The organism is Clostridium uliginosum, from assembly GCF_900112485.1.
Taxonomy (GTDB): domain Bacteria; phylum Bacillota; class Clostridia; order Clostridiales; family Clostridiaceae; genus Clostridium; species Clostridium uliginosum.
In genome coordinates this window covers 1-16,907 of record NZ_FOMG01000045.1, presented here as the reverse complement: position 1 = coordinate 16,907, position 16,907 = coordinate 1, and the positions used below count along the sequence as shown (strand labels likewise).

At 27.0% G+C, this 16,907-nt stretch carries 8 protein-coding genes; 6 read left to right on the top strand and 2 right to left on the bottom strand.

The annotated features are described in order from the left end of the window. Positions 1 to 510 precede the first annotated feature (510 nt). From BM027_RS17105 to BM027_RS17080, 6 genes are all read left to right on the top strand, one after another. Complete coding sequence (locus BM027_RS17105) at positions 511 to 762, top strand: phage holin family protein (protein ID WP_090094396.1); 252 nt, start codon at positions 511 to 513, stop codon at positions 760 to 762. Positions 763 to 847: 85 nt separating this feature from the next. Continuing rightward, complete coding sequence (locus BM027_RS18620) at positions 848 to 1,303, top strand: hypothetical protein (protein ID WP_242943363.1); 456 nt, start codon at positions 848 to 850, stop codon at positions 1,301 to 1,303. Between the two features lie 564 nt (positions 1,304 to 1,867). Then, positions 1,868 to 4,312 carry a DNA helicase RecQ gene (gene recQ, locus BM027_RS17095; RefSeq protein WP_090094395.1) on the top strand — a complete coding sequence of 815 codons (2,445 nt, stop codon included), beginning with the start codon at positions 1,868 to 1,870 and terminating at the stop codon, positions 4,310 to 4,312. A gap of 20 nt (positions 4,313 to 4,332) precedes the next feature. After that, positions 4,333 to 6,000 carry a GH3 auxin-responsive promoter family protein gene (locus BM027_RS17090; protein WP_090094394.1) on the top strand — a complete coding sequence of 556 codons (1,668 nt, stop codon included), beginning with the start codon at positions 4,333 to 4,335 and terminating at the stop codon, positions 5,998 to 6,000. Between the two features lie 455 nt (positions 6,001 to 6,455). Continuing rightward, a complete protein-coding gene (locus BM027_RS17085) occupies positions 6,456 to 6,959 on the top strand; it encodes a DnaJ domain-containing protein (RefSeq protein WP_090094393.1) in 504 nt (167 codons plus the stop codon). 716 nt (positions 6,960 to 7,675) lie between these two features. Then, positions 7,676 to 10,861, top strand: coding sequence for a DEAD/DEAH box helicase (locus BM027_RS17080; protein ID WP_090094392.1), 3,186 nt, complete (start codon positions 7,676 to 7,678; stop codon positions 10,859 to 10,861). A 267-nt stretch (positions 10,862 to 11,128) separates the two neighbouring features. Here the strand turns inward: BM027_RS17080 and BM027_RS18330 are convergent, their stop codons facing one another. Together BM027_RS18330 and BM027_RS17070 are read right to left on the bottom strand one after the other, a co-directional pair. Further along, positions 11,129 to 15,376: a hypothetical protein gene (locus BM027_RS18330; RefSeq protein WP_175560023.1), complete on the bottom strand. Its 4,248-nt coding sequence runs from the start codon at positions 15,374 to 15,376 to the stop codon at positions 11,129 to 11,131. A gap of 46 nt (positions 15,377 to 15,422) precedes the next feature. Further along, on the bottom strand, positions 15,423 to 16,700 hold the full coding sequence (locus tag BM027_RS17070; RefSeq protein WP_090094391.1) for a right-handed parallel beta-helix repeat-containing protein: 1,278 nt from the start codon (positions 16,698 to 16,700) through the stop codon (positions 15,423 to 15,425). Positions 16,701 to 16,907: the final 207 nt, after the last annotated feature.

Genomic DNA, 16,907 nt, shown 5'->3' with positions numbered 1-16,907 from the left:
CCCATTTCTTTAATAATATATGTTAGCTTGTATTTTACAATTTTTGAGTAATTAATCATTAGTGATGCCTCCTTAAATTTTTATATATTTAAGGGGCTACGCCGCATTTTTCTATATATTTGTCAAGTGTTAATTGAAAAAAAAGCAAGGTATATTTTTATACCTTACTTTTTTTGAACAATATCAATGTCATTTTGTTAACTAAATGACATTGGCATACTGACTTGTTATTTTTTTTGAATATGCCTTCTATTTATCTATTAACAATTATAAGTAAATGAACATATATTAGAAATGTAGAGAAGTTTATTAAGACATTTGGAATAAAATAACAAGTTGGAGATTCTAAAGATATTTTGTGATAGGTAAAGATTTATAATACAAAATAGACAAGAATATGACTAGCTATTTTTTTTGAATATGCCTAAAACCATAAAATATACATTACATATTAAACTGTTATTTTTTAGATTACCTAAATGACTTAAATAAAAAGAGAGGGGATATGAAATGGATTTTTTAAACTATATAACAAATAATGCTTTAATATTAATACCAGCACTATATATAATTGGATTGATTATTAAGAATACAGAAAAAATTTCAGATAAATATATACCACTTGTTTTATTAGTTATAGGAATTGTAGGAGCAATGTTATTAATGGGATTTAATGCAAATGCAGCAATACAGGGAGTCTTGGTTACTGGGGTAACAGTTTATACTAATCAGCTGCTTAAACAATCTAAAAAACAAGAATGATAATGTAAAATATGCGCTTTAGGCATTGAAAGAAAATAGATTTTTGAATATGCCTTAGATAGCACATTGTGGAGTGAAGGAACCCATGTCAAATAAAGTATGGGGTAATTGTTATAAAGGAAATCAATATATAGAAAGTGGTAAGATTGTAAAGATTAGTGGAAAAGTAGATTTAAATAATGATATGTTAAAATATAAAGACAATAAAGACAATAAAGACAATAAAGACAATAAAGACAATAAAGACAATAAAGACAATAAAGACAATAAAGACAATAAAGACAATAAAGACAATAAAGGTTATATAATAACTAAATATTTACCAAGTGGTTATTTAGGAAATCAAAAATTTGATGGTGTTGATTTAAATTATGTCTTAAGCTATTTTAAGGATGTAAGATGTTATGTTAGAGGAAATAATAAGGGTATTTGGATAGAAACTCAAGTCTTATCAATGGATAAATGTTTAGAGTTAAAGAAAAACTTAGGTACTTGGTTTTATGAAATAATTCGTGTTGAAAAAAATGATTTAAGAATATGAAAGAAAATAACAAGTCAAACCTAGAAATAGAAATAACATTTATTACAGAAGACTAGAAAAATTTCGCTAATAGTTTCTAATATTTGAAGTTGTACCCATAAAAGATTGCTCTAACATAAGATTGGGGCAATTTTTTATGGAACAACTTAAATGAAGAAACTCTAAGCTTATTTTTCAATGCTTCTTCCACAAATGTTATTTCTATTTCTTTTTTGTTGTTTTTAGGAAATTATAATAAGGCACATAAAAGAAAATAACAAGTTAAAGATGCCACATATATTTTAGGAATTTCGGAGAAAATTCATCCTGAATTGTCCATTGTCAACTGTAAAAGTATATAATGATTGTAAGAATTAGATATTAATTTTCTGAAAAACTATGATTAATTGTTTAATTATTGTAAACTTAGGTTAATAATTAAATTAATACGTATGAAAGAAATAACCTGTCATACTGACTTGTTATTTCTTAAAATATGTCTAAATACTACTTAAAGCACAAAATAGGCAAATATAATTGCCTGTTATTTTTTTGAATGTGCTTAAGTTTAAGGAGATAATGTGAATGAAGAGTAAAGAACTGGCACTTTTAGAGAAGTATTATGGATATAAGTCTTTTAGAAAAGGGCAAGAAGATATAATTTCAACTATTGTAAATGGTAGTGATGTATTAGCAATAATGCCAACCGGTGGAGGTAAGTCTATATGTTATCAAATTCCTGCTCTTATATTTGAAGGATTAACAATAGTTATTTCTCCTCTTATTTCTTTAATGAAGGATCAAGTTGACGCATTAAAAGATATGGGGATACAAGGAGAGCTTATTAATAGTTCAATAAGTGCAATAGAAGAGAATAAAGTTATAAATAATATTAAAGAAGGTAAATGCAAGATATTATATATAGCACCAGAAAGATTAGAATCATCTTCTTTTTTGAATGTTATATCAAATTGTAATATTTCTCAAATTGCTATAGATGAAGCTCATTGTATTTCTCAATGGGGACATGATTTTAGAACTAGTTATACAAAGGTATCTGGTTTTATTAGGTTGCTTAAAAAAAGACCTATAATTACAGCTTTTACAGCAACTGCTTCAGAAGAGGTAAGAGAAGATATTGTAAGATTACTTAATTTAAATAATCCTAAGATTTTCATTACAGGCTTTGATAGAGAAAACTTATTTATAAATGTAATAAAATCAGGAGATAAAAAATCTTATTTGCATAATTATATTAGCAATAATAAAGAGGCTTCTGGTGTAATTTATGCTGCAACTAGAAAAGAAGTTAATAATATATGTGAAGAATTATGTACTAAAGGATATTCAGCAACTAAATATCATGCAGGATTATCAGAAAATGATAGAAAGAAAAATCAAGAGGACTTTATATATGATAGGGTTAATCTTATGGTGGCAACTAATGCTTTTGGTATGGGTATAGATAAGCCTAATATAAGATTTGTAATACATTATAATATGCCTAAGAACATAGAAGGGTATTATCAAGAAATAGGTAGAGCAGGAAGAGATGGAGAAAAGAGTGAATGTATCTTGTTATTTTCTCCCCAAGATGTTCAAATACAAAAATATTTAATAGAACAATCAATTGAAAATATTGAAAGAAAAAATAATCAATACAATAAACTTAATCAAATGACTGATTTTGTGTATAGCAATGAATGCTATAGAAAATATATTTTAGATTGTTTTGGAGAAATTTATGATCATAATTGTGATAATTGTAGCAATTGTTTAAATGAAGGTGAATTAGTAGACAAGACAATAGATGCTCAAAAGGTGCTTTCATGCATATATAGAATGAAACATAAATTTGGCACAACAATGCTTATTGATGTTCTTAGAGGATCAAAAAATAAAAAGGTAATTCAATTTAGTTTTGATGAACTTTCAACTTATGGAATTATGAAGGATTATTCTAGCTTAGAACTTAAAAACTTTATTAATACCTTAGTTTCTCATAGGTACATATCACTTGTAACTGGAACTTATCCAGTTTTAGGGTTAAATGAAAAATCTATGAAGGTATTGAAATCTGAGGAAAAAGTTACATTCAAAGAATTTAAGGTTGAAAAGAAAGCTAGAGAAGACAATGAATTATTTACAATTCTTAAGGAAATAAGAAAAGAAATTTCAATAGAAAATGGTGTCCCTCCGTACGTTATTTTTGGAGATGCAACATTAAAAGAGATGACAATAAAGTATCCTTTAAATAAAGAGCAAATGCTTAATATTTCAGGAGTTGGAGAAGTAAAATACAAAAAATATGGAGAAGTATTTGAAAATGCTATAAGAACATTTGTAGATGAAAATAATATTGAGGTATCAACTCATACAAAGGAGACTGAAGACGCTAAAATAGAAAGTATTCATTTAGATGTTACTACGAATAAAGAATTATTTAATAAATTAAATGATATAAGATGTGAATTTGCTAAAAAAGAACATACAATTCCTAAAATGATTATTTCACAAAATTCACTTAAAGAGATAAGTGGAAGATACCCTACTAATTTAGATCAGTTAAAAGATATAACAGGAATGGGTCCAAAGAAGATTTCATCTTATGGAGAAAAAATAATTTCATCAGTAAATGAATATATTTTAAGTAATAGCCAAGAAGTAAATTGGACAGAAAAGAAGAAGAAAAAGGTCATTATTGATGGAGAAAGTAGAGAAATTCATGAAATTGCATTAGATATGCTTAAAGAAGGAAAAGAGATGACCTTAATTTCAGATGAAACTGAAGTATCAATTTCTACTATTTTGGGATATGTGACTGATTATATTAAAGAATTTGGAGAGGTACAGTTTAATTTAAATTTAGATGAGTTTTATAATGAGGAAGAAGAGACTTTAATTGTTAATAGCTGTGAAAAACTTGGATATGATAAAGTAAGTGCAATAAAGAAAGAACTTCCATCATATATAAAATATGAGGCTATAAGAGCTGTTATTCTAAAAAAATATTTCTTAAGAGATAATTAATAAGTATTAAGGAGAAATATATGAGTATTTTTAGTAAAGCATTATATTTATCAATGTTAAAAGTTGCTAGTAAAATAGAAAAGAAATTTGATTATTATACTAAAAATGCATATAAAACAAATACTGAATTATTATTTAGCATTTTAAAGAATAATTCAGAAACAGAATTTGGGAAAAAATATAAATTTAATGAAATAAAATCTATAGAAGATTATAAAAATAATGTTCCACTTTCTACATATGATAATTACCAAAAATATATAGGGAAAATTGCAAAAGGCGAAAAAAATATTTTAACTAAAGAAGATGTTGCATACTTTGGACGTACTTCAGGGACTACAGGAACTCAAAAATTAATTCCTATAACCAAGTCTGGAAAAAGAATTCCTTCAAAGTACAATGCATTGCTATCTCAAAAATTTGCATATAATGAGTTAAAAGATAACTGGAATTATGGAAAAGGAGTTATGCTTACAGATGTAATTGTAGCAAGTTATACAGATGGTGGAATCCCAATAAGTGCTGCATCTTCTGGAGGAATGAAATCAATTAAAAGTATAATTCCATTTATTTGGACATCCCCTATTGAAGTAATGGAATTAGAAAATAAGGATTCTGCATTTTACCTTCATGCATTATTTGCATTAAGAGAGAAAAACTTAATGTATATAAGTGGAATATTTATTTCTAGTATTTTAGATTTCTTTAGACTTATAGAAGAAAAACATGATTTGTTAATTAATGATATAAGAGCTGGAAAAATAAATGAAAAAGTAGAACTCAATCCTGAAATAAGAAAAAGACTTAATAAAAAACTATCTCAATTTTCTAAAAGGGCTGATGAATTAGAATTTGAATTCAACAAAGGATTTAAAGGAATAGCTAAAAGAATTTGGCCATCAGTAGCATATATAGCAAGTGTGACTGGAGCAAATTTTACTATTTATGATAATATGGTTGATTTTTATACAGACAAGCTACCTGTTTATTCAAGCACATATGGTGCTAGTGAAGGAATGATTGGTATTAATCCGTATATAAACAAAATAGAATATGTAGTAGTTCCAGACTCATGCTATTTTGAATTTATAAGGATAGAGGATGTATATAAACAAAATCCTGTTACTAATAATATTAATGAATTAATATTAGGAAATGAGTATGAAATAGTTATTACTAACTTAAATGGATTGTATAGATATAGGCTTGGTGATGTTGTAAAAGTTGTTGGATTTTATAATGAAAGTCCTAAGTTAGAATTTTTATATAGAAAAAATCAATTGCTTAATATGGTGTCTGAAAAAACTACAGAACAACATATTAAAATATCAATAGAAGCAACAATTACCGAATTTAATTTAAACTTAGTAGATTATACTACTTTTGCTGATAATGATAATACTCCTGGAAGATATATAATATATTTAGAATTTAAAAACTTTAATAACAAATATAATATTTCACAAATTGAAGAAAAGTTAGATGATGAGCTTAAAAAAGTTAATTTAGCATATGGAAGATTCAGAAACAACAATAGATTAGCTAAATTAAAAATAGTCATGATATCTGAAGGAACTTTTGATAATTTCAAAAAGTCACTTATAAACAAAGGAGCTTCTAAATCTCAATTGAAGGTACCTAGAGTGATAAAAGATAATAATATTTTATGTTTATCAAGTGATTCTTAGGTTCAGGTGGAGTTTGCTTATAAGAAGTGCTTTTCTCCATCTTAATCTTAGAAGAACTTATCCAGGTGCGTAGCAGTGCTTATCTCCCATTTTTATATAAGATAGGATTGCTAGCAATGCTAGCAATCGGATAAAATTAACGCGTTATGTTGGTTAATAAATAAATTGCACAAAGAACTAGGACAAATAATTGCGAAATAAACATTGGAAAATTATAAATACTTAGTATGATTTTCCTAGCTTATGGAGTAATATTTGTCCTAGTTTTAGTTTTTATATTTTTTATTAGTATATTGAATAGTTATTTTATTTGAGATGCCTTAGTAATATTATCAAACTTAATAAATATATTTAATAATAAGGAATAAAGCACATTCAAAAAAATAATAAACCGGTATGCTTGTCTATTATTTTCTTTCATGTGCTTAAAGAAATATTTGAGGAGTGTTATTAATTTGGATCCATATAAAATTTTAGGGATTAATGAAAATGCATCAGAAGAAGATATTAAGGACAAATATCAAAAGATAGTAGAAGAATGCACAGAAAAAGATGAAGATGGGTATTCACAAGGGATACTAAAAGATGTAAACATAGCATACGATATACTTATTAATGGAAATTTATATAAGGAGGTTAGGTCTTTAATTGACAAAAATAACTTTTTGGCTGCTGAAGCTAAATTGAACGTTGTTGATAATAGAAGTTCTGCTGAATGGAATTATCTTCAAGGATTTATAGCAGTACAAAAAGGGTGGTTTGATACAGGATTAAAATATTTAAAAACAGCTACTGAAATAGAACCTAATAATATAGAGTATTTAAATGGCTTAAATACTCTTCAGTCAAAGGTTATGGAATTTGCTGCAAATTATGCGAAAAAAAATATAAAGCCTAATTCTAATAATGTTAATGCATGTGGAGGTGGATCAGGAGGAGGAAACGGTGGTATGTGCTAAGTGAGAGTCCCAAAGTGATGTTCTAAATTTTATATTTAATCAACAGAACTTTCCCTTTGGGCACTTTGGAGTTGTCTACTTGAAATTCCTCAAAGCAGTGAATACTAGTGAAAATTCTAGAACTTATAAAATAAGCGCATACTAGTCTACTGTGCTTAAAAAACTCTATTTGTAAAAATAATAAAATATAGCTTGCTATTAAGTATTAATTATGTTATTCTAAATGAGCAGTTGGTACGAAAGTGCTAATTACTGGAGCTTAGAGTGTCCTTCGCCGGTCTCTAAGCTCCTTTCATATGCTTTTTTATTCTTTAGAAAATTATATTCTTAAAGAAGTTGTGGATAACGCAGATTATATTTTTGTTTAAAGGTTAAGAAATAAAAACTAAAGAATAAAAAGAAAATATATTCGCCTGCCAGATTTTTCTCACATACGTTCGAAAAGGCAGATGCGTAAAAAAAATCGACGGCTCCACAGTCGCCTTGACGATTTTTTTATATACTTAGTCATGTTTTATGTTATGTATTCATAAATGTTGTTGACTAAAATAACTTATCCAGGTGCGTAGCAGTGCTTATTTCTCGTTTTGACAGAAAAGCAGAGAACTCAAATATTTAATTTGATGTAAATTGTTTTCATAGAGTGTAATGGGAGTGTTAGTAGTGGTAGCAATCGGATAAATGATTTCTAGTCAGTCCTTAAGGTAGGTGAAAATTTGAAAGTATCAGATTTAGAATTTAAATTATTAAAAGATATCTCTAAAATTAGCTTAATTAATGGTAAAAAAATTCTTGATAATAATAGAATAATTAGAGTAAGTGGTAAAAAGATTGATGGACTTTATAATATATATGGAAAGATAAAAGGAGATAATAAATCTAGTACATATAATCCTCATTTAAGAATAGATTTAAAGAATGGAAATGTACTATTAGCTAAATGTGAATGTCATGATTTTGATTTAGATAATCCGATTAAAGAAATTTTCCTTTGTGAACATTTGGCATCTATAATGATGAGGTTTTTTAATGAAGCAAAAAAGCAAATTAAAAGTAAAAAAGAATCTATAAAAACTCAAAATGAAGATGATGATTTAAGAAACGATAAAATTATATTAAATAATATAATAAGTGAAAATAGAGATAAGAATCTTTTAGAAATAGATGTATTTTTAAAAGAAGTCAAAGATAATAACAGTAGTTATTTTGAAGCTAGTTTTTTTATTGGAAATAAAACTAAGCATTTAGTTAACATTAAAGAGTTTATTGATAGGTTTATAAATGGAGAAAACTTTTATATAGTAAAAGGTCTTATTTACACACCTAAAAACTATTTTTTTAGTCAGGCTGATGAAACTTTACTTAATTTTATAGAAGAATATTTATCAATTTGTAGACAAGAACTTAAAGGAGGAAGTATAAGAATATTTCCACAAAATTTAAGGAACTTTTTAAATATTATAAATATTAAAAAAATAAAATTTAAATATGAGTATCAAACTTACTTATGTGAAATTAAAACTCAAAATATGCCAGTTAGTTTCACTTTAAAGAAGTTAAGAGATGATTATATATTAAGAACTAAAAAAAATTTTCCAATGCCATTAAACGGTAAAATGAATGCATTTCTTTATGATAGGGAAATATATATTCCACCTATGAATCAAGTCAAAAAATATAGTAAGCTTTATAAAGAACTCAAAGATAATGGGGAAATTAAATTTTTAAAAGATATTAAATCAAAAAAATTAAATGCCTTGATTTATACATTGTATGATATCTCTGATGAATTAACTATTGAACAAGATATTATTGATGATTTAGATGAATTATTAAGATTTAAGTTTAATTTTTTTAAGATACAAGATAAAAGTATATGTGAAGTTAAAGTAATACAAGATGAAAAAGAAATTGATTATAGTGATGAAATTTTAGAATTTGACATTGTACTTAAAAGATCTAAGAAATTTCATAGCATTGAAAGCGAATTAAATAAACATAGATTTTTTTATAGAAATAAAAGATTTGTATTTCAAGGAGATGATAATGAGTATTATAACTTTTTAAAATACGGAATACATAAGCTCAAGCAACTAGGAGAGGTTAGTACTTTAAAAAAAGAAAAGGCTTTTAAGTTATATGATGGTTCTCTAATTAATTATTCTTTAAATAGAGATGAAAAAGAAAGAGTAGATTTTTCTTTTTTATTAGATGATTTAAATAAAGAAGATTTAAGTTTAATATATGATGCTTGGAAAGAAAAGAAAACATATATTAAACTTAATGATGAAAGTTTTGTTAATTTAGAAGATGAAGATATGATTAGATTTTTAAGAATAATTGAGAATTTAAATATAGATATAAAAAGTGAAAATAATTCGTATGTAATTGATGAAAATAAAATTTATTATTTAAATGATAAGCTAAGTAAAGATAAGTTAAGTGTTAATGGAAGAGAAGTTTTTAATGAAGTTTTAAGTAAATTAGAAAATATAAATAATAATGAATTTGTGGTACCCAAAAATCTTAAAACAAACTTAAGAGATTATCAAATTAAGGGATATAACTGGCTTAAAACTTTAAGCTATTTAGGCTTTGGAGGGATATTAGCTGATGAGATGGGACTTGGTAAAACAGTTCAAATAATTGCCTTTCTACTTTCAGAGGAAAATAAAAAATCTTTAGTAATAACTCCAACTTCCTTAATATATAATTGGTATGAGGAATTTCATAAATTTGCACCAAGCTTAAAAATAGGAATTGTGCATGGTAATTCAAAAGAACGAGGAAATATCTTAAATAAGGTAAATGAGTATGACGTTGTACTTACTACATATGGAACATTAAGAAATGATATATCAAAATATCAAGATATAATCTTTAATAATGTGATCATAGATGAAGCACAAAATATAAATAATCCTAAAGCAAAAATAACAGAAGTAGTAAAAAGCATAAATTCTAAAATTAAATTCGCTTTAACAGGAACCCCTGTAGAAAATAATTTGATAGATTTATGGTCTTTATTTGATTTTATAATCCCAGGATACCTTTGTAATAAAGATGTATTTTCTAAAAGATTTACAGGTAAGGACGAAAATTCAAAACAAGACTTAAGAACAATGATAAATCCTTATATAATAAGAAGATTAAAAAAAGATGTTGTAAAAGAATTACCAGATAAAATAGAAAATAAATTTTTTGTGGAAATGACTACAAATCAAAAGAAATTATATAAAACATATATAAAAGATATACAAGGTAAGTTAAAACAATCTGAGAATAGTAATAATAAAATAACTATATTCTCATACTTAACTAGACTTAGACAAATTTGCTTAGATCCATCATTAATAATAGAGGATTATGATGGTGGAAGTGGAAAGATTAATATAGCTAAGGATTTAATAAAAAAAGGAATAGAAAGTAAGCATAAAATACTTCTTTTCTCTCAATTTACATCTGTATTACATAAGATTTATAAAGAACTCGAAAGTGAAGGAATACCATATTTTTATTTAGATGGGTCAACGCCTTCAAAAGATAGAATTAAACTTGTAGAAGAATTTAATAACAATAAGGACATACAAATATTTTTAATTTCTTTAAAAGCTGGGGGAACAGGTCTTAATTTAACTTGCGCAGATATGGTAATACATTTTGATCCTTGGTGGAATCCAGCAATAGAGGATCAAGCAACTGATAGAGCACATAGAATAGGACAAAGAAATGTAGTTCAAGTAATTAAATTAATAACTAAAGGGAGTATAGAAGAAAAAATACTACTCCTTCAAGAAGATAAAAAAGCTTTAATAGAAGATGTAATAACTGGAGAGCTAAAAGAAGATAAGTTATTTAATAAATTAAATAAAGATGAACTATTAGATTTATTTAAAATGTAGGCTATGTTTTAACTTAGGCATATTAAAGAAAATAACAAGTCAAAGATGCGACGTATATTTCGTGTCAGACAAGGAGATGAAATCATCTCATAGCAGGGCCATGGGATGATTTCACCGACGCAGTATGACGCAAAATAGACTAGCATACTGACTTGTTATTTATTTTAATGTGCCTTAAAGAAGACCTAAAGTAAAGAAATTATTTCTATTACTTTAGGTCTTTTTTGTTTATAAACAATATTTAATTAATATAATAGATAACTAGTATTATTTTAAGGTTGTATTAGCATTATAATCTAGACTAGTATTAGCATATAATTGATCTTCAAAATTCATAAATTGATATGCTTCTCCAGTATATTCAATATAAGCTAAGTTAGTAGTACTAAGAGTTAAATCAGCAGTTATCTTATTGAATGTTAAGGATAATACTGAATCTGTAGTTTCTTTCTTAATGTTAATATTAAACTTGATATCTGAATCTTTTGAAGCTGTAGTAGCAGCAGTTGCAGAAGCTTTAGTAGCATCAGCAGCAACTTTATAAGCTTGAGCTTTAGTTAATGCAGTACCTGCAAGATTAGTAGCAGTATTAGCAGAAGTTACTGTAGCATCTGTAGCAGTTTTTAAAGTAGCTATAGCAGTCTTAGCAGCACCTATATTAGCATCACTAGGAGTAGTTTGAGCAGTAGTAGCAGCAGTAACTGCAGAATCAGCAGCAGTCTTAGCAGCAGTAGCAGCAGTACTAGTAGCAGTATCACCAGCAGTAGTAGCAGCAGTAACAGCAGTAGCAGCAGCAGTTTGAGCAGCAGTAGCAGCATTAAGAACAGCCGTACCATCATATGGAACTACGTTAGCAGCAGTAACAGCAGCTTGAGCAGCAGCTTGAGCATTAATAGCAGCTGCTTGAGCAGCAACTATATTAGTGTTATAAGTGTTAGCTGCAGTAACTAAAGCAGCGGCATCAGTTGAGGAAGTAGTAGCAGCAGTGTTAAGAGCAGTAACATTAGCAGGAGTCATAGTAGTTTTAGCAGTAGTAGCAGCAGTCTTAGTAGCTGAAGCTGAAGCTACAGCAGTATTTGCTGCAGTTTTAGTAGCTGTATTTGGAGTTGCATCAGCAGCAGTCTTAGCTTCGTTAGCTAATGGAACAGCAGCTGTTGCTAAATTAAGAGTTTCATTTACTTTACTTTCTTGTGAATTAGTGAAAATTGAATTATTAATATCAACTTTCTTCAAAGTAACTGTACCTAATTTATTATTATTAGCATCTACTAAACTTATATAAGGTGTTAAAATATTATCAGTACCATCTGTAGTAACAAAGTTTGTACCAGCAGCTCCACCTATAGTAAGACCAGTAGCTCCAGCATTTTTAACAGCTAATAATGGAAGCTTACTAAAGTCTAAATCTTTATTAAATGTAGCTTTAAGATTAGCTGCATCTAAGTTATCAGGTGTTGTAAAGTTCCAAGCAGCATTAAAAATAGCTAAATTGCTAACAGACATATAACCAAATGGACTAATAGTATTATTATTTATATCCTTAGTTGCAAGTAAAGTTTTATCACTTACTGTTCTTATAAGAAGAATATTATCCAAATTATCAGTAGCAACTGATGGAATATATGATTCTAAAAGTACTGTATCTGAATTATTACCATTTACTTGTAAAACATTAGCACTTAGTATAGGAGAATTAATAGCATTATTGAATGTTACTAAGAAATCACTAGATGCTGTATTCTTAATTGTGTTAGAGAATTTTAATGCTATTTCAACTGGATATCCAACTGCAAAATCTGTACCTTGGATATTAAATTTTGTTGCGGTACGACTAATATCTGTTAAGCTTACTCCAACTAATGTTGAAGGAACACTGTTAATAACAACTCCATTAAATGCAGTACCTGTAAGTCCCTTACCAAATATATCTAAGATACTATTATTAACTGTACCACCGATATATGCTTTTTTATCTCCTGAATTAAAAGTACCGTCATCAAAGGTAAAAGTAATAGTTGTCCCATCATCAGATAAAGCAACTTCTTTTACTGGTAATGGAGAAGCAGGGTCAGGAGTTCCAGTTGCATTACTTACTGCAACTATAAAATCTGATTTATTTAAAGGGTTATTAAATTCATTATTATAATAATTACCAGCAAGTGTAGTTTTATCAGTATAAGTGTATTTAAGTTCATTATCTGAAGTTATTTCAACTTTACCTTTACTTAAATCAATTAGTGGAACGGTAGCAGTTATTTTCTCTAAACTACAAAGTGGATATATATTTCCAGAAGTGTTGCAAACATATCTAACGTCATCAAGTTCTGTATATCCAATATACATATCATAGTTAAGATTAGGATTTCCATTAAGAGTAGTTGTATTTTCAAATACTGGATAGCTATTTAGAGTTGGCAATACAAATCTAATCCATTTATTATTCTTTAAAGGTATAGCTGTGGTTCCAGTTGGAAGAGGATTGTTAGTAGTAGCAGCAGTTGATTCTATAAACTTATAATTTAAAGGTTGATTAGCTGCATGCTTATCATCTGTACTATCACCAATTACACTCATAGGAGTCTTATATTTAATTATGATAGCATTGTCTTTATCAGTTATATAAGCTCCAGTATTGAGAATATCTCTATTTAATCCAATAATTTCAACAACTGAAGGTTTAGTTGTATCTTCAATAGGAACAGGATAATAGTTTGTATAATTTATTTTTTCACCAATACTATCAGTTATAGAATTAGCTGAGATTATTAATCTATAAGATCCAGCACCTAATAGATTTTTGAACATTATTTGAACGATTTTTTTATCAGGATCAACAAATGTTGCTGATTTAATGTCTTGAGTGTTTGCATTTTTATCAACAAATTTGTAATTTGTTGGATTGTTAGCTCCTGTGCCAGTAGCATCATCTTTCATTGAAGTTGAAAAAGTTAAATTTATTACTGTATTATTTGTATATATTAGGTTTTTATCTTGCTCAACATCATTTAGTGTAGGAGGTACACTACCAACATTTACACTTAAAGTTGTAAAAGGCACTATATAACCACACGCATCTATTAAATCTCCAACTCCTGCTGTATTAGAACCAACTCCAAGGTTAATATTGCCAGCAGGTAAAACATTAGAATTATCTAGTGTAAAAATCAAGGTGTTAAAGTCATTTTCAGCCCTTGTAATTTTACTTATTTTTAATGAATTTCCATTTGAATCAAATAATATTTTAGCTGTAGCAATAGTAGCATCAAGAGGCTTCATAACAGCTTTATCAAAGCTTACAGTAACCTCATTTCTAACAGGAGCAGTAGCATTTATTGCAATTGCTGGTACAGCTGTTATACCTACATTAAATGAAAGTTCCATCATTGGAACTATTCTTTTTTCTGGACTATAATCTGTTAAAACTTTAGATTTGTCACTTGGCGATAAATGATATTTTCCTTTATTTAAAGCTAATATATGAGATAAATTTTCAGTTAATGGAACTGCAAGAATGTTATCTTGTAATATTAAAGTTTTTCCATCAGAGGATAAGGTTTGAGAGAAGGAAATTCTATCTGTATCAAAAGCACCAGGCCAATTTATACTTCCTGAAACTACCACATCATTAGTATCTCTTCCGTAATATAAAGCATAGAAATTAGATAAAAAATGTGTAACAACTGGATTAGTGCTAGGTGGTACTGGTTGTTCAAGTGAATCTGCATCAACAATATTAAATACATTTTTAACAGGATATTTAAATGAAACTTTTAAAATCCTATCTCCAATAACTGTTGCACTTACATCTTTTAATGGATCCGAAATAGCATTAAATGAATTTAGTGTATAATCAATATAAGCACTTTCGTTTGATAAGTTATTTTTAAATACAGTTATTCTATAAGTTTGATTACTAGGAACTGTTAAGTTAATTAAAGCTTGTTCTTTAAGGGTATGAGTTCCTTTAGAATCTACTTTACCTATTAATAAAGTCTTTTTCATAGGGTCAGTTGGAAATAATGAATTTGAAACAAGTGAACAATCATACTCTGTACTAGTGCCTAAAATTTTAATTGTAGCAGTAAAGGCATTGGTAAAGGGTTCACTTAAGACAAGGTCAAAACTTTTATTGTTAGCATTATCTATTCTAATAATACTAAAATCGGCTGTGTCTGCCATATATAATCCTCCTTTAATTGTATTTACAATCAATAGATCATCTGAATTATTAAGAAATCTTAGAGTGTTAGCTTCTTTTAAAATGTCTAAAGCAGTAGTGATTTCGACCCAATAATCTTTTCTTACTTCTAACATTTTAGTAAATATAATTCTATTGTCTAATAAAATTGCAAATCTATCACTTTCATTTAAATTTGATAATTGTATAAATAATTTAAGAAAGTAGTGTCCTCTATGCACTATAAGTGGCTTATCTTTATTTAATTTATAATTTTCAAAGTTAATGTCAAATTTATCATTAGGATTAAATAGTTCAAGCGATTTTATAATATACATAGGACACCCCCCTGGTAGTAGTTTATGTAAGAAAGAAGAATTGTGTTCAAAATTCACTTAACATAAACAAGTTTTTTACAAAATTAAATATATTATTTTTTTGATATATATTATTAAATGAAGGATTATCATTTAATAGGCAACAATAGATATTTTCAAATAAATTATCTTCAAAAGTTACACTACTATTAGCTGTACAATTAAGAGCAACTTTAAGATTTTTAAAGGAACACTTATATATGAATAAATTTTTAAAGCAATAGATAGCACATTGTTCTTTAATATAAGTAAATTTGCAATTACTTATTGTACAATTGCAAGTGTCTTTACCCCAAACAGATATTCCACGTCTAGCTATTCTTGATATATCGATATTTTTGATTTTTATATTTAATCCACCTAATTCCTCAAAATGAATACCATCTCTAAGAGCATAATTTTCACCACCATCTATTTTAAGATTTTCTATTATTACATTAGAAGTATTTATGGTTATTGCATACTCAATAGAATTAAGTTGAGCTTTGTATAAAGTTGGAGAATTTATACCAATTAAATGTATTGAAGTAGCAATTAATATACCACTAGTATATATTCCTTCATTTAGCTCGTACATTCCATCTTTTAAGAAAACTGTGGCACAGTGAGAACATGTGTTAAGCACAGAATTTAATTCTTTTAAGGTATCAACATAAAAACAAGCTGTATCAAATGTTTGATTATTAACTTCCCCAAAAATTCTAGCATAGTTATTGTTTGAACATAATTCAAAACAGAAATTATAATAATCTTCAATATGAAATGATTCATTAAATTTTAAGAAAATAGCATCATTAGAATTAAACATAAAATTATTGGTTATAGAAGAAATTTTAATAGAGGAGTTTGAAACCACTTTATCTATTGCAGTAGTACAAAATTGAAACGAGCAATTTTTTAATAAAGATAAGGTATTATTTTCATTTATAGAAATACCAGAAAGAAAATTTGAAAACATACAATTTTCTAAATTGATTGAAGAATTAAATTCTTTTTCTAAAGTGATAGCAGTATTTTCATTGTTGCCAAGAAAAGTACAGTCATTAAAAGTAACAGAGCAATCTGATGTTATACTTATTATATTTTCAAAATTAGAAAATGTAATATTACTTATGATAACATCAGTACATATTAATATTGGCCCCATTAAAGTACTACCATTTCCTATAATATTAGAAGTGTTTCCTATTATAAGAAGAGATGTAAAAATGTATTTATTTGCTACAAGAGAGATTTTCTCTTGTTTGTTAATATTATTAATAAGGTCATTAACATTTTGAATCATATTAAATTTTCACCTACCTTCAATATTTTATCTTTAATGAAATATATTCATTAAATTTAATAGTTATGAGATTAATAGTTATGAGATTAATAAATTATAAATTTATATGTTAATAGGTTGTTGAGTAAACAAAAATTGTAAAAAATAAATAAGCCATTCCTTTGTGATATAATGATTTCGCTAAAAACAACAAATACATCACATAAG